The sequence below is a fragment of the Yinghuangia seranimata genome, assembly GCF_029953285.1.
GTDB classification, from domain to species: Bacteria; Actinomycetota; Actinomycetes; order Streptomycetales; family Streptomycetaceae; genus Yinghuangia; species Yinghuangia seranimata.
On sequence record NZ_JASAOI010000044.1, the window covers coordinates 45,036 to 64,206 of the forward strand.

Consider the following 19,171-nt stretch of genomic DNA (forward strand, 5'->3'; position numbering starts at 1 on the left):
TGTGTCGGGGAGGAACAGGGTGGGTACGGCGGTCGCGGGCGCCGCGCGACAGGTGGCCGACCGGGTCGGCGCGGCCTCACCGCGCCGGCGTTCGCGCGCCCTCATGCCGGTCGGCTGCGGCCTGGTCACCCTCCTCCTGTGCCTGTTCCGCATCACGCACCCGGTCCTGTGGCGGGACGAGTTGGCGACCTGGACCGCCGCACGGCGCGACACGTCCGAGCTCGTCCGCATGCTCGGCGACATCGACGCCTCGTCGGGCGCGTACTACCTGTTCATGCACGCATGGACGGCCGTGTTCGGGGACAGCGTGCTGGCCTTGCGGCTGCCGTCAGCGCTCGCGATGGCCGGGACCGCCGCGTGTGTCGCGGTGCTCGCCCGGCGGTCGTTCGGGCCCGCGGCCGGAGGCGCCGCGGGGCTCGTCTTCGCGCTGATCCCGGCCGTGTCGCGCTACGGACAGGAGGCCCGGGCGTACGCGTTCGTCTGCCTGACCGCCGCCGTCGCGACGCTGCTGCTCCTCCGTGCGATCGACGCGGGGCCGCGCCTGCGGCCGTGGTCCTGGTACGCGGCGGCGGTCGCGCTCACCGGCGGCTGGCACCTGGTCGCGCTGGCCGTACTCGTCGGCCACGCAGCGTTCGCCCTGCAAAGGCGCTCCGCCCGTGGCCCGTTCCTGCTCGCCGTCGCAGCAGGCCTGGTGCCGCTCGTCCCGCTGTTCGCACTCGGGGCGAGCCAGCGCGCGGCACAGATCGAGTGGATCCCGGCCCCCGACACGGACATGGTCCAGGGCATGCTGCCGCGCGTGGTGGCCTCGGGCCCGGCCACCGCCGCCCTGCTGGTGCTCGCGATCGGGGCGTGCACCGGCCCCGCACGGCGCACCGTCGCCTGCTGGTGGGCGGCCGCGGTGCTGCCGACGACCGCCGTACTCCTGGTCTCGATACTCGGCGACCAGTCGTACTTCCTGGCCCGCTACCTGCTTTTCACACTGCCGGCCTGGGCGGTCCTCGCGGGACAGGGCGCCGCGCTGCTTGCCGCGAGACTCACACGCAGAACGACGCACCGACGGGTCGTCGTGGCCGCTGTCGTCCTCGCGCTCGCCGCCTGCGGACTGCCGGACCAGCGGACCCTGCGCGGCGTCGGCGCACACGAGCGGCGGTCCTACCCGGACCCGAGCCTCGGCACCTGGCTCGACTACGCGGCGGCCGCCGACGTGATCAGGGCCGACCTGCGCCCCGGCGACGGCATCGCCTACTCGGCGGCCGGCCAGCGGATCTGGCACGTGGACGGCGGCATCGAGTACTACCTGGGCGACGATCACCGCCCGGACGACGTCCTGCGCGCGGCTTCGGGCCCCGACCGGGACACCCTGTGGTCGGTCGACTGCCCCGACCCGGACGCCTGCCTCGACCGAGCCGCCGCACCGAGGATCTGGCTGGTCGCCGTGAACCTGACAAGGCAGCCGGACAACCCGTACCGAGGCATCCGCACCGACACCGCGAACGCGCTACGGGCCCGCTACCACGTGGTGACCTCAACGCCCGTGCACGGTCTGACCGTCAGCCTGCTGGTACCAGGCGCCACCCCACCCGCCCCGGAACCATGCACATCGGCACCCCAACTCACCTGGTCCGGAAGCGAATTCCTGAGCGACTGCCCCTGACCGGCGCGTTGACGCAAGTGTGACGCGGACACCCCCGAATGAGGGAGTTCTGGTGATTCGCATACGTGACGGCAAAGTGATGGGGGGTCGAGGCCGTGCCCCCGACCGAATCACGCAGGCGCGGCCCCACGCCGGAACGACCCTTGGCAGCGCAACATAACCAAGCAACAAAACCCGCCCGGAACCCCACGCAAACCGCAGCCCGGCCGCGCAGCGCCAGGAGCGGTGAAGCAGCACCGCAAAACGAAGCAACACCGCAGCCCGGCAGAGCAATAAAAACCCAAGAGCCACCACACCCCGCGCCCCTCCCGCCAGGTGCGAGGTGGTTCAGCGCGGACGGCCCGCGGGTCAAGCCGCAACAGGACAAGGCCACCTGACCAAGCGCTGCCAGCATCGGCTTGAGGCGCGGGCCGTCCGCGCGGAAAATCCAAAAGCGGGAGGGGCGTCAGGCCACCAAAACGCACCAGCCAAGCCCAGGTGCAGCAAAAAACCCGAGACGAGTTCAGCCAAGCAACGCCGCAACCGCCGAATCCACGTCAGCCTCCGTCGAATAAATATGGAACGAAGCCCGCACCCGCCCAGCCCGAACCGCCGCACGGATACCCGCCGCGTTCAAGGCAGCTTCGGCGCCCGGGCTGTCGACGGTGACAATCGCGCTGTTGCTCGTCGGACGACCCATCGCCGTCAGGAACCGGTTGGCCAGCGCCACATTGTGCGCGTGGATGGTCTCCACGCCGATGCTCCGTACGATCGACAGGGCCGGCGTCGCCCCCACCCACGCGAACCACGCGGGCGACGTGTCGAAGCGGCGGGCGTCGTCGGACAGTCGAAGGGGAGGACCGTAGTAGGACGCATGCACGTCCTTCCCCGCGTACCACCCCGCCGCCACCGGCACGAACCGCTCACGGACCTCAGGCGCGAGGTACGCATAACCCGTGCCACGCGGGTTCATCAGCCACTTGTACCCGCCGACGGCGAGGACGTCGTAGCGGGAGGCGTCGACCGGCAGCCATCCGACCGCCTGCGTCCCGTCGACGACGACCATCGCGTCGTGTGCCCGCGCCGCGGCGAGGATCTCGTCGTCGTCGGCGACGGTCCCGTCGGAGGACTGCACGAGGCTGTAGGCGACGACGTCCGTGCGCTCGTCAATGGACGCGGCCAGCTTGGCGAGCGGCACGGTGACGACCTCGACGCCGCGCGACTCGTGGACCATCCAGGGGAACAGGTTGGAGGTGAACTCGACCTCCGGCACCACCACGCGGGTGCCCGGCGGGAGCGACGCCCCGACCGGTGCGAGGAGGCTGGACACATTCGCTCCGGTGGCGACGTCGGCCGCCGGCACTCCGACCAGCGCCGCGAACTCCGCCCGCGCGCGGTCGGTTTCGGCGCCCCAGCCTTCCCAGCCGGTGTGCCCCACGCGCCAGTCGCGCTGCGCGGCGAGGACCGCTTCGTACGCGGGGGTCGGAGGGAGCCCGTAGCTGGCGGTGTTGAGCCATCCGGGTTCCGGCTGCCACAGGTCGCGTGCGTCGTCAGCGTTCATCGCCTGAACGTACGACGGCGGTTCGCGGGCGGCAAAGAGCCACCTCCGCGGGCCGGCGGTGTGTGGCGCACAGGGGCGGCGCCACACACCGCCTGCCGCCGCGTGTGCCCACAGGGGCGAGGCTCTCGCGGCGACGTGCGGACAATTCTGTGTGATCAGGGCGTTCCGGAAGAGCGATTCCACAGAATCGCCACCGAAACTCCGCAAAACCCCGGCCCTCCCGCGCAGCGGGTAGGGCACCAGGCCCGTCAAGCGCCCGACTCGTGAAGCGCCCAGTTCGTCAAGCGCCCGACGCGTGAAGCGCCCAGTTCGTCAGGCACACGACGCGTGAAGCGCCCAGTTCGTCAGGCACGCGACTCGTCAAGCATCAGGCCCCGGGGTCCCCATCAGTGCGCGCCTGCAGCCAGTCGGGCCACGGCACAGGCGGGTTGGGCAGCGGAGTGATGTCCCGCTCGGCCAGCAGCCGCTCGAATCCCGCCCGGTCGGCGGGTACCGCGCGGGGGTCTCCCGCCATGACCTCGTACAGTGTCGCGCCCTCGGGGCCGGCGATCAGCGGCCCGAACGCCGCCCCCTGTTCGAGGGTGATGTGCGTGCCCGCCGGGCACGGGCGGTCGCCGATCAGGACCTCGCCCGCGATGACGAACACGTAGTGCTCGGACATGTGGCCGTGCCGTTCCACCACGACGCCCGCGTCGTACCGTGCGTAGATCACCATGCGCTCGGGGGTCCACTCGAGGAACTTCTCCCACACCGACACCCGGCGTCCGCCGTGCGACTGTGCCTTGACCTCGTGCCAGGGCGTCTCGCTGATGTGTGTGACCGTCAGCCGCGGCGCCCGCGCTGCCGTGCCGTCCTGTGTGCCGTCCGGCATAGTGCACCCCTCGTGGACCGAAACCTAGCCGTTGGAAAAATAGTTTGCAAGGTCCACTATCCACCTCGCGGGAACTACGATGACACCCGACCGCTTCGCGTGACTGGGAGGCGCACATGCGCGTGTTCACCTCGTTCGACGACTTCGCCGCGCACAAGGGCGAGCACCTCGGGTTCGGCGAATGGCACGTCGTCGACCAGGACCGCATCGACCGCTTCGCCGACGCGACGGGCGACCACCAGTGGATCCACGTCGACCCGGAGCGCGCGAAGGAGGGCCCGTTCGGCACGACGATCGCGCACGGCTACCTCACGCTGTCCATGATCCCCGTGCTGGGCAAGGACATCTTCCGCCTCGAGGGCCCGAAGATGATGGTCAACTACGGCACGGACAAGGTCCGGTTCCCGAGCCCGGTGCCGGTCGGCTCGCGCGTGCGCGTCGGCGCCGAGCTGCTGGACGTGCGCGAGGTCGCGCAGGGCCGCCAGATCACCATCAAGTACACCGTCGAGGTCGAGGGCCAGCCGAAGCCCGCGTGCGTCGCCGAGAGCCTGGTACTCGTCGTCCTGTGACCGCGGGGCCCGCGCCGCGCCCGACCTCGACGCGGGCCCCACCACACAGCCCTACTTGAACCCGATCCGGTCCATGTACAACACACCGGCGTTGTAGACCTCGACGCCGGTCACTTTGCTGTTGTAGATCGGCCCGACCACGGCCTCGGAGTACACCCACAGCGGCAGGTCCTGCATCATGGCCTGCTGCAGGTCGGAGTACGCCTGCTTGCGCGCCGCCGGGTCGGCGCTGGAACGTCCGGCGATCAGCGCGCGGTCAGCCGCCGGGTTGTTCCAACCGCCGTAGTTCAGCGGGCTCTTGGAGTAGAACGCGAGGAAGTACTGCGGCTCGGGGTCCGGGACCCAGCGCTGCGTCAGAAGGCCCTGGAAGTCGTGCTGGATGGCGGACTTCACGATGTAGGCGCCGATCTCCAGCGACTCGATCCTCATCGACACGTCGGTGTAGGAGGTCAGTCGGCTCTGCATGTACTCGGCGGTCTTCTGCGACGACGGGTTCTGCGGGATCAGGTACGTGAAGTCGACCTTCTTGCCCTCGCCGGCCAGTTCGGTGAACAGCCGCTGCGCCTCGGCCCGGTTGGGCGGCGGCTGCACGAAGTTCGGGTCCAGCCACGGCGACGACGACGAGAACACCCCCTTGGCCGGGATGTAGCCGTTGTTCAGCGTCTTGGGGATGTCCGCCGGGTCCATCGCCAGCGACACCGCGCGCCGCGCCCGCGGGTCGTCGAACGGCGGCCGCGTCATGTTGAACAGGAAGTACTGGCCGCCGTCGACCTTGAGCACGGCCGCGTTGGCGTCCTTCGCGCCGCGGTCGAGCAGCGCCGGGTCGGAGCTGGTGAAGATGTCCGCCTGGCCGCTCTTGACCGCGGCCAGCTGCTGCTGGATGTCGGGCACGTTCTTGACGGAGAACCCGTCCAGCTTCGGCAGGCCCTTGTCCTTCTGCCAGTACGTGGGGTTCTTCGTGAACACCTGCTCGTTGCCGCGCGTCCAGCTGGTGAGCACGAACGGGCCCGCGCCGACCGGCTGCGAGCCGTACGCGTCCGGCCCCTTGGCCAGTTGCTGCGGCGACTCGATGTAGGGCAGCTCCTGGGCGATGGTCCGGTCGAAGTTCGCGTTCGGCCCCTGCGGGGTGACCGACAGCGTGAGCGGGTCGACGACGTTCAGCGTCAGCCCCGTCGCAGCGGCCCGGTGCAGGGAGTTGGTCGCCGGATCGGCGTGCATCTCCCAGTTCTTCTTGACGGCTTCGGCGTCGAACGGGGTGCCGTCGCTGAAGGTCACGCCGGGGCGCAGTTTCAGCGTCCAGGTGCGTCCGCCGTCCGACGTCGTGATGCTCTCACCGAGGTGCGGGACGACCTTCCCGGTGGCGGGCTGGATGACGAACATCGGGTCGTACAGCGCGGAAAGCCGCGGCTCGTCGGTCACCGCGACATAGGCGGTGCGGAACGGGTCCAACTGCGCGGAGTCCTGCACCGCGAGCATCCGCAGCGTGCCGCCGGACTTGGCGGGCGGCTGCGCGCTGGCGACGGCGGACTGCGCGGGCGGGGCCGCGGTGGGTTTGGCGGACTTCTTGCCGCCGGAGCCGCTGCACGCGGTGGCGGCCAACGCCAGGACCGCCGCGAGCGTCACCGCGGTTCGGGCCTGGCGTGACACGTGTCGGGTGGAGCGGAACCTGTGTGCTGTGACGGGGGATTGGGGCAACTGTTCCACCTCCGGGAGGGGGAGCGGCCCTGGCGGGGACCGTCCGTGGAGTGTGCAAAGCGCCGTGCCGAGAAACGGAAGTGCCGAGACCGAAGTGCGGGGACGGAAGTGCCGAGACGGAAGTGCGGGGACGGACTACCGAGAACGGAGTGAGGAGACACAGTAGAGCCGCAAAGCGATGTTGAACATGCCCCCAGGACGGTTGTCTCCGGCTAGTTGTACGACATTTCGTCATGCGTTCCGGTGAACGCGGTCCACAGGGATTTGTACGCCCCGTCCGCCGCCAGCAGCTCCTCGTGCGTCCCCGACTCGACGATCCGGCCCCGGTCCACCACCGCGATCCGGTCCGCCTTCGCCGCCGTGGTCAGCCGGTGCGCCACCACCAACGTCGTGCGCCGCTTGGCCAGTTCGTCGGTCGCCCGGGTCACCTGCGCCTCGGTCGCCAGGTCCAGCGCGGCGGTCGCCTCGTCGAGCAGCAGGATGTCCGGGTCCACCAACTGCGCCCGCGCCAGCGCGATCAGCTGCCGCTGGCCGGCGGACAGGCCGCGCCCGCGTTCGCCGACCGGGTGCAGATATCCGCCTGACAGTGCCGCGATCGCGTCGTGCGCGCCCACCGCGCGGGCCGCCGCCTCCACTTCGGCGTCCGTCGCCTCGGGCCGCCCGTACGCGATCGCGTCCCGGACCGTGCCGGCCGCGAGGTACGCCTCCTGTGGCACGACGCCCAACCGGTGCCGGTAGTCCGCCAGATCCCAGTCCCGCACGTCGACGCCGTCCACACGGACGGCGCCCGAGTCGACGTCGTAGAACCGGGCGACGAGCTTGACCAGTGTCGACTTACCCGCCCCCGTCTCGCCGACCAGCGCCACCGTCTCGCCGGGCGCGACGCGCAGCGAGATCCCCGAAATAGCCTGCGGCGCCTTGCCGTTCGGGGACGCCTCCGGCGCTTCGGCAGGCTGCTCGGCCGGGACCGCGCCGTTGGACGCGGGCGCGTATGCGAACACCACGTCGTCGAACACGATCTCGCCCGCGAGCCCGGCCGCCGGCACCTTCACGGGCGCGGTCGCGCCCGGCGTCGACGTCGGCGTGCGCAGCAGGTCGCGGATCCGCCGCAGCCCCACCGCCGCCTGCTGGTAGCCGTCGAACACCTGCGACAGCTGCTGGATCGGCGCGAAGAACATGTCGATGTAGAGCAGGTAGGCGATCAGCGCGCCCGCCGACATCGTGCCGTCGCCCACCCGGTGCGCGCCGACGATCAACGCGAGCGCCGCCGCCGTGTTGGACAGGAACTGCCCGAACGGGAAGTACATCGCGATGTACCGCTGCGCCGTGAGCCGGGACTCGTAGTAGTCGCGGCTGCGTTCCGCGAACCGCGCCGAGTTGCGCTCCTCGCGCCGGAACGCCTGCGCGGTGCGCATGCCCGCGACGTTCTCCTGCAGGTCCGCGTTGACCGCGCTGACCTTCTCGCGCGCGTCGCTGTACGCCGCCGACGAGCGTTTGCGGAAGACCACCGTCGCGGCGATCAGCACCGGCAGCACGCTCATGACCACGAGCGCCAGCTCCCAGTCGAGCACCAGCAGCGCCACCATGATCCCGAAGAACGTGATGACGCTGACGACGGCGCTGACCAGGCCGGTCTGCAGGAACGTGGACGCGGCGTCGACGTCCGTGGTCATGCGGGTCATGATCCGGCCGGACATTTCGCGCTCGTAGTAGTCCAGGCCGAGCCGTTGCAGGTGGGCGAACGTCTTCACCCGCAGCGTGTACAGCAGGCGTTCGCCGGTGCGGCCCGCGATCCGTACCTGAGCCACCGTCACCAGCCAGTCGGCGGCGACCACTCCGAGCGCGACCAGGGACACCAGCAGGATCGCGCTCGTCGCGTGGTCGTCGATGCCGCGGTCCACGCCGGTGCGGATCAGGGCGGGCAGTGCCAGCTGCGCGAACGCGTCCGCCGCCACCAGGAGCAGGCCGATCAGCAGCGGGACGCGGTACGGGCGCAGCAGCGAGCGCAGCGTGAAGTGCGGCTCCTCGGCCCGCGCCTGCGCCTCGTCGACCGCGGGACGATCGTTCGCCGGCGGCAACGACTCGACGGAGGCCAGCAGTTCGGGCGTTGCGGTGAGCATCGTCGGGCCGCCGAAGCCCTGGCCGCCGCCGCCCGGACCGCCGCGGGCCGCCCCCGCGACCGGCGCACCGGCCGCGGACACCGACGCGGGCGCCGTGTCGGGCGCGTTGCTGCGGTCCCACAGCGCGGGGGTGATGCCGGCCACCTGGCCGTCCACCAAAGCCGGCGTGATCCGGGCCACCTGGCCGTCCACGCGCCGTGCGACGGCGGTGTCGTCCAGCGGCACGCCCGCAGAGGTCCCGCCGACGACCTCGACCGCCATGGCGTTGTCCACGGCTCCGTCCGCCATGACGACGGCCTCGTCGAGTTCGCCGCAGTCCCGGCCCTCGGCGTCGTCCCCGGGGCCCGACAACAGCAACCGGAACAGCGGGCAGCGCTCGTCCAGTTCCTCGTACGTGCCGACGTCCACGAGACGGCCCCGGTCCAGCACCGCGATGCGGTCGGCCAGTTGGAGCGTCGACCTGCGGTGCGCGACCAGCAGCGTGGTGCGTCCGGCCATCACGCGGCGCAGCGTCGCGTGGATCTCCGCCTCGACCTTCGGGTCGACCGCCGACGTGGCGTCGTCGAGCAGCAGGATGCGCGGGTCGGTGATCAGCGCGCGGGCGAGCGCGATGCGCTGGCGCTGGCCGCCGGAGAGGGTCAGGCCCTGCTCGCCGACGACCGAGTCGTAACCGTCGGGCAGCTCGGCGATGAACCGGTCGGCCTCTGCGGCGCGCGCCGCGGCGCTTATCTGCTCGTCGGTCGCGTCGGGGCGGCCGTAGGCGATGTTGGCGCGCACCGTGTCGGAGAACAGGAACGAGTCCTCGGCGACCAGGCCGATCGCGGCGCGCAGCGAGTCGAGCGTCAGGTCGCGCACGTCGTGCCCGTCGACGCGGATCGCGCCGTCCTGCACGTCGTAGAACCGCGGCAGCAGCATCGAGACGGTCGACTTGCCCGAGCCCGACGTGCCGACCAGCGCCAGTGTCTCGCCGGGCGCCACGGACAGCGTCAGGCGGTCCAGCACCGGCCGCGAGGCGACGTAGCCGAACGTCGCGCCGTCGAACTCGACTCCGGCCGCGCCCGAGGTGAGCGGCACGGCGTCCGGCTTCTCGGTGACCAGCGGCTGCGAGTCGACGACCTCGTACACGCGCTCGACGGACGCGCGGGCCTGCTGCCCCATGGTGAGCAGCCCGGCCAGCAGCCGCACCGGCCCGACCAGCTGCCCCAGGTACGTGGAGAACGCCAGGAACGTACCCAGCGTGATGTCGCCGCGGATCGCCAGCCAGCCGCCGAGTGCCAGCACACCGACCTGGCCCAGCGCCGGGATCGCCGACAGGGTGGGGGAGTAGCGGCTGTTGAGCCGTACCGCGCGCATCCGCGTCGCGAACAGTCGCTTGCCGGCGTCCTCCAGGCGGGAGATCTCCTGGTCCTCCTGGCCGAAGCCCTTGACCACGCGCACGCCGGTGACCGCGTGGTCCACGACGCCGGCCAGCGCGGCCGCCTCCTGCTGCGCCGCCCACGTCGCCGGGAACAGCTTGCGCCGTGACAGCCGCGCGACCACGAAAAGGCCGGGGCCTACCGCGAGCGACACGACGGTCAGCAGCGGCGACAGCACGAACATCACGACGATCGAGATGACGAACAGCAGCGCGCTGCCGATGAGCATCGGCAGCATCGCCAGGACGCTCGAGATCATGTTGATGTCGGAGCCGGCCCGGCTGACGATCTGGCCGGTCTGCAGCTCGTCCTGGCGTGCGCCGTCGAGCCGGGAGAGGGCGCCGAAGACCTGCGTGCGCAGGTCGTACTGCACCTCGAGGGACAGTCTGCCGCCGATGTAGCGGCGGACGTACGCGGCGGCGAAGGCGATCACGGCGGCGCCGAGCAGCAGGGCCGCGAGCGGGGCGATGGAGGACATCTGGCCGGCGATCGCGTCGTCGATCACCGCGCGCTGCACGAGCGGGACGAACGCGGTGACCGTCATGCCGACGATGGAGGCCCCGAAGGCCCACAGCACGCTCGCCTTGTGCCGCCAGCAGGCGGCCAGGATGCGCCGCAGCCACCCGCGTGCCGGGGCGGTGCGCGGGACCTCGGAGGCGGCGTGCGCCGCAGCGGTGCTCACAACCTCCGAGTCTAGATGCTTAGCACCCCTAACGATTATCCGATATCCGCGGCTACAGGTAGTCGTCGAGGCGCGCGAGAGCGAAGCCCTGGTCGGTGACCACCTGGAGGACGCGCCGCAGCATGTCCCGCATGTCGCCGCGCCACACGTCCGGGCCGCGGAAATGGGTCAGGATGATGTCGCCCGGCTTGAGCAGATGGTCCCCGTACCGGTACTCCATCCGGTCCGGGAACGCCTCCTCGTTCCACAGCGGCACCGCCGTCACACCGCACGACCCGGCGATGCGCAGCGACTCCTCGGTGTACTCGCCGAACGGCGGACGGAACAGCCGCGGCCGAACGCCGATCTGCTGCTGCAGCGAGGCCTGCTGGCCGCAGATCTCGCTCTGCTGCGCGTCGTCGCCGAGCCGCCGCAGGTCCGGGTGGTGCAGCGTGTGGTTGTTGATCGCGACGCCCTGGTCCTTGAGCTCGCGGAAGTAGCCGTAGTCGCCGCGGGCCAGGTAGTCGGTGACGAACGCGCTGATAGGGATGCCGAGTTCGCGGATCATGCGGGTGAACTCGCGGTCCTTCTCCGCACCGTCGTCGACGGTGAGGAACACCACCTTGTCGGTCGTCGGCACCCGGTAGACCACCGGCGGCAGTCCGGGGCGGATCTTCACACCGGGCGCGCCCGGCGCCAGTGCCGGCTTGGTGGCGGGCGGGGGCGGTGCCGCCAGAGGGGTCTTCGCCACGCCCCAGCGCTTCGCCGCCTCCGCCCGCGCGGCGGCCTTGGCCTGCGCGTCGGCCTGCTGCTTGGCCGCGGCGTCCGCCTGGGCGGCCTTCGCGGCGGCCTCCAGCTCGGCCGGGTCGACGGCCTGCGGGGCGGGCGCGGCCTGGGCGGTCGGGCCGCCGTGCCCCGCGACGGCGAGGCCCGGCGACTCGGCGGCCGGACGCGCGAGCTTGTGCGGGCCGCCGCCGCGCGAATGGCCCTGTTCCGTCGAGCACCCACCGGTCGCGGCCGCGGCGATCAGACACGCGGCGGCGATCCGGTGATGGCTTCGGTCCCGGTTCGTAAGGATCACCTCCGGTACGCGGCATTTGACCGACGATCTTTCCCCATTCGGACGCCGGACCATGCGCGCCGTCACTCGAACGCCGTTGCGGATGCGGCGGACCGGCGCAGGGGCTAGGGGGCCGCGCGGCGTCGGCCGCGTGTTCGCCTGGGGCTGGTTCTCCGGAGGGGTGCGCGGAGGCTCGGACGGCGGAGTGCACCCGGCGCGTACGGGCGCACGCGCATCACTCGTCGGAGTGAACTTGCGTGTCCTGAGCCCTTCGACGGGCCCGCAGTTCACCCGCGCGGCGCAATACGGCGCGGCGGAATCTCGACAAAACCCTAGAGTCAAGCCGCCGTCACGCGGGGTGACGGGTTACGGCGCCGACGTCCCGGATGGAACGGCGCCGCGGTGAACCAAGGAGAGACAGGCATGAGGTTCGGATTCCGGCGCGCGGCCGTGGTGGCCGTCGCGGTGTTCTTCGGCTCGATGGCGTCGCTGTACGTCCCGGCGGCGCGCGCCGCGCAACTGCCGCGGGTGCCCCGCGTGCCGGACCGCTTCCTCCCGGCCTACTTCGCCCTGCCCTTCCCCGGCCCGCTGTGGAGCGCGACGGGGACCGCGGCCTTCATCTGACCGCGTGACGCCGACCTTTCGCACCGCGGCCGCCTGGCGGGCGACCGTCACCCCATCAACGGGCGGGACCCGACCGAGGTCACGGTCCGGAGGTCGAAAGGCTGTACCACGAGCCGCCAATCAGCCGATCGGCGGAGTATGAACACACGAAGCGGCGGCAGCGCGAGGCCTGGTCGAGTCACTGGCAGGTCGGCTGTCGTGCGGAGCCTGCCGCCGCCGCGCTTTACGCGTCGCTAGGACGCCACGGCCTGCTCGCCGTCCGCCGCCGGGAACTCCGCGGCCAGCGTGTTGAGGTCCAGCTCCAGCGCCTGCGCGAGCTGCAGCACCGTGAAGAACGCGGGCATCGCGATCGCGCCGCGCTCGATCTTCCGCAGCGTGTCCAGCGGGACGCCGGAGAGCGCCGAGATCTGCGCCGCGCTGCGCCGGCCTCGGGCCTCGCGCAGGGCCTGGCCGAGGATCCGGCCGCGGTCTCGTTGCTCGTCGGTGAGCGGGGTACGCACCATGCCTCGATTGTAGGGCCGGAGTTCTTGCGGGCGGGATTGTTTGGCGCGTCATCTTTGGTGCGCATTGTTTGGCTGGGATTCTTTGGCGTGTATTGTTTGGCCAGTTCGGGCGATGCCGCCCGCGCGCCGTCCCGCCGAGCCCCGAGCCGAGGAGCCGCCATGGTCACGTTGAAGAGCCCCGCCGAGATCGCCCTGATGCGGGACGCGGGCAGGGTCGTCGCCGACACGCTCGCGGCGGTCGCCGCCGCGGCGCGGCCCGGCGTCACGCTCGCCGAGCTCGACGCGCTGGCCGCCGAGCGGATCCGCGCCGCGGGGGCCACGTCCAACTTCCTCGGCTACCGCCCGCACCGGTCGCTGCCGCCGTTCCCCGGCGTGCTGTGCCTGTCGGTCAACGACGTGGTGGTGCACGGCGTCCCGGACGGCCGGGTGCTGCGCGACGGCGACCTGCTGTCGGTCGACTGCGGCGCGGTCCTGCGCGGCTACCACGGTGACGCGGCGATCACGGTGCCGGTCGGCCGGGTCGACGCCGCCGCCGAGCGGCTGTCCGACGCGACGCGCGAGGCGCTCGAGGCCGCCGTCGCGGCGATGGTGCCCGGTTCGCGCCTCGGCGACATCGGCCACGCCGTCCACCGGGTGGCCCGCAAGCACGGTTACGGCGTGCTGGCCGACCACGGCGGCCACGGCATCGGCACGGCGATGCACGAGGACCCGCACGTCCCCAACGACGGCGTGCCTGGCCGCGGTTACCGGCTGCGGGAAGGGCTCGTGCTGGCGCTCGAGCCGATGTTCCTGGAGGGCGGCGGCGACGCGTACCGGCTCCTGCCGGACCGCTGGACGATCGTCACGGCGGACGGCAGCCGCGCGGCGCACTTCGAGCACACCGTCGCCGTGACGGCCGACGGCCCGCTCGTGCTGACCGCGGCCTGACCGCTCCGACCGGCCCGAGGCGGTCGGCTACATGCCGCGGCCGCCCGTCACTTCGACGACCGTCCCGGTGATGTAGCTGGACAGGTCGGAGGCGAGGAACAGCACCGCGTTGGCGACCTCGAACGGCTCGCCGGCGCGCTGGAGCGGGACCTCGCGCTCCTTGGCGTCCCAGATGTCCTGGCGCATCGCCTCGGTCATGGCGGTGCGGATGAGGCCCGGCTGCACCGCGTTGACCCGCACGCCCAGGTGCCCGAGCTCCTTCGCGGCGGCCTTGGTCAGGCCGACGACGCCGGCTTTGGCGGCGCTGTAGTTGGTCTGCCCGGGCAGGCCGATCTTGCCGGACAGCGACGAGATGTTGACGATCGCGCCGTGCCCCTGCTCGCGCATGACCAGCGACGCGGCGCGGGTGCCGAGCCAGGTGCCGCGCAGGTGGACGTCGATGACCGTGTCGAAGTCGTCGAGCGTCATCTTCCGCAGCGTCGCGTCGCGCGTGATCCCCGCGTTGTTCACGAAGACGTCGAGGCTGCCGTACGCGTCGACGCAGGTCCGCACCAGCTCGTCGACCTGCTCCGGCACGGTGACGTCGCAGGTCACCGCGATGGCCGTGCCGCCCTCGGCGGTCAGCCGGTCGGCGGCGGCGAGCGCCGCGTCGCCGTCCCTGTCGCCGATGACGACCTGCGCGCCGTTCGCGCAGAACACCCGGGCGATCTCGTAGCCGATGCCTTGTGCCGCACCCGTCACCACCGCGCCGCGTCCTTCGAGCATGGCCGTCCTCCCCGTCGCACCGCCGGTCTGCCGGGCCAGCGTACTGACCCGGCCCGTGCGGGGGAGGCGGGTCGGCGGGCTTGTCTTGGCCGGTCGGGTGCCGCATAGTGCGACGGGCGTAATGTGTGATCAAGTCAAGGAAATGCGAGGGCGCCCGCCATGCCGACCTACGGACCCGACACCACCACCGACGAGGTCGCCGCAGGCGTCGACCTGGCCGGCCGCACCGCGGTCGTCACCGGCGCCACCTCAGGGCTCGGCCTGGAGACCGCGCGCGTGCTCGCCCTCGCCGGCGCGCACGTCGTCCTCACCGCGCGCGACGCCGCCAAGGGCGAGGCCGCGCTCGACGCCGTGCGCGAGGCGGCCGGCGCCCCGGTCTCCGTCGAGGCCGGTGTGCTCGACCTCACCTCGCTCGCGTCCGTGCGCGAGTTCGCCGTGCGACTCCTCGACCGCCGGCCGTGCGTCGACCTGCTCGTCAACAACGCCGGCGTGATGGCCACCCCGTTCGAGCGCACCGCCGACGGCTTCGAGCTGCAGTTCGGCACGAACCACCTCGGGCACTTCCTGCTCACCAACCTGCTCGCGCCCGCCCTGCTGCGCGGTGCGCCGGCGCGCGTCGTCAACCTCAGCTCCGCCGGGCACACCGCGAGCGACATCCGCTGGGACGACCCGAACTTCGAGCACACCGACTACCACCCGTGGCTCGCCTACGGGCAGTCCAAGACCGCCAACGTGCTCTTCACCGTCGAACTCGACCGGCGGCTCGCGGGGCGCGGCGTCCGCGCGTACGCCGTGCACCCCGGCATGATCCGCACCAACCTCGGCCGGCATATGAACCGCGAGGCGGGCGCCGAGCTGCAGTCGAAGATCAGCCGCGCGAACATGCCCGCGATGAAGTCCGTCCCGGCGGGCGCGGCGACGCAGGTGTGGGCCGCGACCGCGCCCGAACTCGCCGAGCAGGGCGGCCTGTACCTGGAGGACTGCGGCATCAGCGACAAGCACGCCCCGTGGGCGCGGGACGCCGAGTCGGCGGCCCGGCTGTGGACGCTGTCCGAGGAACTGGTGGGGGAGAAGTTCCCGCCGGCGTGAACGACCAAGGCAGGTAAGGGAAACGGGCCCGCAGACGGGGGGAATGTCTGCGGGCCCATCCCATCCCGGCGGCGCGCTGGGGGGAGGTGCGCGCCTCGCCGGTTCACCCGCCCGCCGGCCGAGCCGACGGCGGGGGTCATGGCCACCGGCCTTTCGGCCGGTGCCGAGATCCTACGCACCCACGATGCCCGACGGGTGGCCTCTGCCGCTCGCGGACCGTCGATTTCGGGCTCGCCCGCGTGATCAGGACGAGCGATGGCGCGCTGGCCTGGCGAACCGACCGGTTCGTCGGGAGCGGACACCGTGTACCGGTGAGAGGCCGCTTCGCGGGCGGGCGGCGGTCAAAACGGAATTGGCCCAGGCCACTCGGCGCCGATTGGACCTTTGATCATGGTCGCGGATCGCCAAGACTTGACCCGACCGAGGGAAGTGAGCGGCCGATCCGGAATATCGGGCCGCGACCGGACCCCGGCCGGCCCCGGCGGCCCACCGCCGCCGGGGCCGGCCCCCCGGCCGGGCCGCCCCCACGGGCATTTGGGGGCGGCCCCGGGCCCGGGCCCGCCCCGGGCGCCCCCCCGCCGGGGGGGCCGGCCGCCGGGCCGGGCCGCACCCTGCGGTCGACGGCGGGGAGGTACCAGATCATGGAGTTCGGAACAGCAAGTCTGCTTATAGCTTTCATCGTTGCGGTGGCGGTGCTCGGCCCTGTCCTCGGCGCCGACAGCCGCGACGGACGCGACTGGCGGCCCACCGGGCCGCGCACCAAGGGCTCCGTCGCGGACCGGCTTCGCGGCCGCGCCCGGCGCCAGGCGGCCCTGTGGGACGCGTACCTGACGGACCGCCAGGCCACCCGCGAAAGTGGCCCGCTGCGCTGGCGCAAGGCCGGCAGCGAGTGGGTCCTCGACGGCGCCACCGCGCCGCGGACCCCCGCGGCCCGCTCCAAGGCCGCGACCCGGCCGGCAGAGCAGCCCCGCCCCACCGCGCCGGACGACGACGCCCAGGGCCTCCACCCCTGTGGCTCACGCGACTGACCCAGCACAAAGCGGGCCCCGAGCCCGCCCACTGAACGGCCCCCGGGCCGACCAGAACTCCGCCCGGTGGCCGGCGTCCGACCCTCCAACCCCTGTCGGTCGCCGGTCACCGGGCGGTATGCGTTCCCCGGCGAGGGCGCGGGCCCTGTGGGTGGTGCCAACCCTTGACGCGGCCGGGCCGCTGCGTTCCGAAGCCGCGCCGGGCCCGGCTCCACGCCCAGGTCCGCCCGCTCAGGTGCTCCCGCTCAGGTGCTCCCGCTCAGGTGCTCCCGCTCAGGCCGCTGCGCGTTCGTCGAACGCCACGCGGACACGGGCGGCGTCGGTGTTCAGCGCGCACGCCCCTCGCGCAGCCGTCGGCCGGGGCCGGGCCTCGGCCGGGCCGCGGAGCGCAAGGCGTCCCCACTCGCCTGCAGGCCTCGGCGTCGCGGCAGCGCCGATCGCTCTGCGTCGTGTCGGGCCTCTCGCTCGCGGCTCGTTCGTCAGGGGCGGTCTCGTGCCGGGGTGGCGCGGCGCCGTCGGCGAGCGTGCGGCCACGGCGCCGGACCACCTCGTGAGGGTGCCGGATCGACGTCGTCGCGGCGGTCGTACTGTCCTGGTTTGTGCGGTATTTTCCGCCCGTCCCGGCTGACGCTGGCCCACCTGCACGCAGCCCGGACGTCCTTCGGGTGATCTCGCCGTGGACCGGTCTCCCGGTCGCGGCCGTCGGGCGCTAGCATCCGCGCGTACGACCGACCGGGCACACCGTGAGCTGCGACGCCGTCCGGTACCGGACGCAGCGCACGGGGGGTCTCCACCGACATGAACGAACGCCTGGGACGCGCAGAACCGGCCCGCTTCGCACGGCCGTTCAGCCCACCCGTCGCCCCCCACCACCCAAATTCGAGTCGCTTCGCTCCCAGCCTTGTCGATTCGAGCCGCTTCGCTCCCGCCCTTCGTCTGTCGCGTCGCGTCCGGCGCGCCGTGCCGTCGGCTGCCGCGCTGCTGCTCGCCGTGGTCTCCGCGGCCCCCGGCGCGGGCGCCGCGCCGCACGTCGAGGTCCCGGCCGCGCACGCCGGTTCGCTCCCGCAGCGCGGGCTGCTCCTCGTCACCACGCAGCAGCAGGTCGACGTGACGCAGGCCGGCGTGAACTCCGTCCCGATCCCCGCCGAGGCCACCTCGGTCGCCGTCACCCTCTACGGCGCCTCCACCGCGGCCGGTCCGGGCTCGGTCACCAGCGCCACCGCCGCGGTCGGCGGGTCGAGCCCGTTGCGCGGCGGCCAGAGCGTCACCGTCACCATCGACCAGGTCGCGACGACGCTCGGCCCCAGCATCTTCGAACCCTGGCTGTCCGCCCCGGCCGGCGGCGCGACCGCCGGATTCCCGGCCAACGCGCAGGTGTTCCCGAACGCGGCCACGCAGCCCAAGGCCAACCCGGCCGCACCGCACGCGCTGCTGGTGTTCACCGTCCCGGCCGGCGACATCGGCGGACTGCCCACCGGCGTCGACTTCGGCCCGGTCACGGCCCCCGGCTCGGCGATCCGCAACGTGCCCTTCTCCAGCAGCGGCGGCGCGCCCCTCACACTCACCTCGATCACCGCGACGCCGCCGTTCGCCGTCGAGAACACCGGTACGAGCTGCCCCGCGAACACGCGCATCGCGCCCGGCAGCCCGTGCAGCGTCGCCGTCCAGGTGACGGTCGGCGCGCGCGGCCCGCTCACCGGCACGCTGACCTTCAGCGGCAACATCCCCGGCGGCTCGCGCACCGTGACGCTCACCGCGTCCGGCATCACCATCCCGGCGGCGCCGAGCGGGCTGACCGCCACCGCAGGCGACGGGCAGAACGTGCTGTCCTGGATGCCGCCGAGCGACGACGGCGGATCGCCGCTGACGTCGTATCAGATCTACCGGACCGGAGGCCCGTCGCCCGCGCCGGTCCAGATCGGCAGCGTCACGCCAGCCACGCTCATCTACACGGACACCGGGCTGACCCAGGGCACCGCCTACTCGTACACGGTGCGCGCCACCAACGCGGTCGGCGCGTCCCCGGAGTCCACCACCGCTTCCGCGACGCCCGCCGCGTCCCTGAGCGTCGCCACCGCGAACGTGCCGCCCGCCGTGGCCGGCCAGCCGTACAAGGCGACCCTCCAGGCGATGGGCGGCACCGCGCCCTACCGCTGGTCGGTCGACGGCACGCTGCCCGCCGGGATCATCCTCGACCCGCTGACCGGCGAACTGAACGGCACGCCGACGGACGCGGGCGACGCCGCCTTCACCGCCAAGGTCGCCGACAGTTCGACCCCGGCCAAGGAGGCCGAAGCCCGGCTGGTGCTCAGCGTCGCGCAGCCGCCCGCGCCGACCCCGACCGACGGCCCGGTCGGCGGGCAGCAGGCGGCCCGCACCCCGACCTCGTCGGACGGCTCCGGCGGCGGCCACTTCGCGCTGTGGGCGTGGAGCCTCCTGGGCGCCGCGGGCCTCGCGGGCGGAATCGTCGCGGTACGGCGACTGCGGGCGTCCCGCGCCTACCGGGGCTGAGCCCCCGGCGGCAGAGCCGTCCCGCGGGTGCCCGTCGCGCGCTCGGCGGCCGCGCGGTTCCCGGCGAACGCCAGGTTCCCACGCGCCCGGCGCGCTCCGGCGCGCCTGGCAGGCGCCCGCTCCGCACGCCCTCCAACCG

General features: G+C 72.7%; 14 protein-coding genes. 7 read left to right on the forward strand and 7 right to left on the reverse strand.

Annotated elements, in window-relative coordinates:
* The first annotated feature begins 19 nt into the window (after positions 1–19).
* Complete coding sequence (locus QI554_RS26865; protein WP_281473135.1) at positions 20–1,654, forward strand: glycosyltransferase family 39 protein; 1,635 nt, start codon at positions 20–22, stop codon at positions 1,652–1,654.
* 502 nt (positions 1,655–2,156) lie between these two features.
* On the opposite strand, the gene QI554_RS26870 is transcribed toward QI554_RS26865, so the two are convergent.
* Positions 2,157–3,194 carry an aminotransferase class V-fold PLP-dependent enzyme gene (locus tag QI554_RS26870; RefSeq protein WP_281473137.1) on the reverse strand — a complete coding sequence of 346 codons (1,038 nt, stop codon included), beginning with the start codon at positions 3,192–3,194 and terminating at the stop codon, positions 2,157–2,159.
* A gap of 367 nt (positions 3,195–3,561) precedes the next feature.
* Complete coding sequence (locus tag QI554_RS26875) at positions 3,562–4,065, reverse strand: hypothetical protein (RefSeq protein ID WP_281473139.1); 504 nt, start codon at positions 4,063–4,065, stop codon at positions 3,562–3,564.
* Between the two features lie 116 nt (positions 4,066–4,181).
* Here QI554_RS26875 and QI554_RS26880 point away from each other — a divergent pair, with 116 nt between their 5' ends.
* Positions 4,182–4,634, forward strand: a complete 453-nt coding sequence (locus QI554_RS26880; protein ID WP_281473141.1) for a MaoC family dehydratase — start codon at positions 4,182–4,184, stop codon at positions 4,632–4,634.
* Between the two features lie 51 nt (positions 4,635–4,685).
* On the opposite strand, the gene QI554_RS26885 is transcribed toward QI554_RS26880, so the two are convergent.
* The 3 genes from QI554_RS26885 to QI554_RS26895 all read right to left on the reverse strand — a co-directional run bounded on the left by QI554_RS26885 (position 4,686) and on the right by QI554_RS26895 (position 11,606).
* The gene (locus tag QI554_RS26885) at positions 4,686–6,281 is read right to left on the reverse strand and encodes an ABC transporter substrate-binding protein (protein ID WP_281473143.1); all 1,596 of its coding nucleotides are present in this window, start codon (positions 6,279–6,281) and stop codon (positions 4,686–4,688) included.
* A 260-nt stretch (positions 6,282–6,541) separates the two neighbouring features.
* Complete coding sequence (locus QI554_RS26890; RefSeq protein ID WP_281473145.1) at positions 6,542–10,546, reverse strand: ABC transporter ATP-binding protein; 4,005 nt, start codon at positions 10,544–10,546, stop codon at positions 6,542–6,544.
* A gap of 52 nt (positions 10,547–10,598) precedes the next feature.
* Entirely contained in the window at positions 10,599–11,606 is a 1,008-nt protein-coding gene (locus tag QI554_RS26895) for a polysaccharide deacetylase family protein (RefSeq protein WP_281473147.1), read from the reverse strand.
* A gap of 402 nt (positions 11,607–12,008) precedes the next feature.
* Between QI554_RS26895 and QI554_RS26900 the strand changes: the two genes are divergently transcribed.
* Positions 12,009–12,209 carry a hypothetical protein gene (locus tag QI554_RS26900; protein WP_281473149.1) on the forward strand — a complete coding sequence of 67 codons (201 nt, stop codon included), beginning with the start codon at positions 12,009–12,011 and terminating at the stop codon, positions 12,207–12,209.
* A 233-nt stretch (positions 12,210–12,442) separates the two neighbouring features.
* On the opposite strand, the gene QI554_RS26905 is transcribed toward QI554_RS26900, so the two are convergent.
* The gene (locus QI554_RS26905; protein WP_281473151.1) at positions 12,443–12,712 is read right to left on the reverse strand and encodes a helix-turn-helix domain-containing protein; all 270 of its coding nucleotides are present in this window, start codon (positions 12,710–12,712) and stop codon (positions 12,443–12,445) included.
* A gap of 159 nt (positions 12,713–12,871) precedes the next feature.
* Here QI554_RS26905 and map point away from each other — a divergent pair, with 159 nt between their 5' ends.
* A complete protein-coding gene (map, locus tag QI554_RS26910) occupies positions 12,872–13,639 on the forward strand; it encodes a type I methionyl aminopeptidase (RefSeq protein WP_281473154.1) in 768 nt (255 codons plus the stop codon).
* Between the two features lie 27 nt (positions 13,640–13,666).
* Here map and fabG read toward each other — a convergent pair whose 3' ends face one another.
* A complete protein-coding gene (gene fabG, locus QI554_RS26915) occupies positions 13,667–14,404 on the reverse strand; it encodes a 3-oxoacyl-ACP reductase FabG (RefSeq protein ID WP_281473156.1) in 738 nt (245 codons plus the stop codon).
* A gap of 159 nt (positions 14,405–14,563) precedes the next feature.
* Here fabG and QI554_RS26920 point away from each other — a divergent pair, with 159 nt between their 5' ends.
* The 3 genes from QI554_RS26920 (at position 14,564) to QI554_RS26930 (ending at position 19,032) form a co-directional block, all read left to right on the forward strand.
* Positions 14,564–15,493, forward strand: a complete 930-nt coding sequence (locus QI554_RS26920; RefSeq protein WP_281473158.1) for an SDR family NAD(P)-dependent oxidoreductase — start codon at positions 14,564–14,566, stop codon at positions 15,491–15,493.
* A 641-nt stretch (positions 15,494–16,134) separates the two neighbouring features.
* The gene (locus QI554_RS26925) at positions 16,135–16,521 is read left to right on the forward strand and encodes a hypothetical protein (RefSeq protein WP_281473160.1); all 387 of its coding nucleotides are present in this window, start codon (positions 16,135–16,137) and stop codon (positions 16,519–16,521) included.
* Positions 16,522–17,481: 960 nt separating this feature from the next.
* A complete protein-coding gene (locus QI554_RS26930) occupies positions 17,482–19,032 on the forward strand; it encodes a fibronectin type III domain-containing protein (RefSeq protein WP_281473162.1) in 1,551 nt (516 codons plus the stop codon).
* Positions 19,033–19,171: the final 139 nt, after the last annotated feature.

What these genes read in the sequence shown, in the direction of transcription:
- QI554_RS26870 (WP_281473137.1), bottom strand. Translation starts at nt 3,194, where the DNA reads ATGAACGCTGACGACGCACGCGACCTGTGGCAGCCGGAACCCGGATGG.
- QI554_RS26875 (WP_281473139.1), bottom strand. Translation starts at nt 4,065, where the DNA reads ATGCCGGACGGCACACAGGACGGCACGGCAGCGCGGGCGCCGCGGCTG.
- QI554_RS26880 (WP_281473141.1), top strand. Translation starts at nt 4,182, where the DNA reads ATGCGCGTGTTCACCTCGTTCGACGACTTCGCCGCGCACAAGGGCGAG.
- QI554_RS26900 (WP_281473149.1), top strand. Translation starts at nt 12,009, where the DNA reads ATGAGGTTCGGATTCCGGCGCGCGGCCGTGGTGGCCGTCGCGGTGTTC.
- QI554_RS26905 (WP_281473151.1), bottom strand. Translation starts at nt 12,712, where the DNA reads ATGGTGCGTACCCCGCTCACCGACGAGCAACGAGACCGCGGCCGGATC.
- map (WP_281473154.1), top strand. Translation starts at nt 12,872, where the DNA reads ATGGTCACGTTGAAGAGCCCCGCCGAGATCGCCCTGATGCGGGACGCG.
- fabG (WP_281473156.1), bottom strand. Translation starts at nt 14,404, where the DNA reads ATGCTCGAAGGACGCGGCGCGGTGGTGACGGGTGCGGCACAAGGCATC.
- QI554_RS26920 (WP_281473158.1), top strand. Translation starts at nt 14,564, where the DNA reads ATGCCGACCTACGGACCCGACACCACCACCGACGAGGTCGCCGCAGGC.
- QI554_RS26925 (WP_281473160.1), top strand. Translation starts at nt 16,135, where the DNA reads ATGGAGTTCGGAACAGCAAGTCTGCTTATAGCTTTCATCGTTGCGGTG.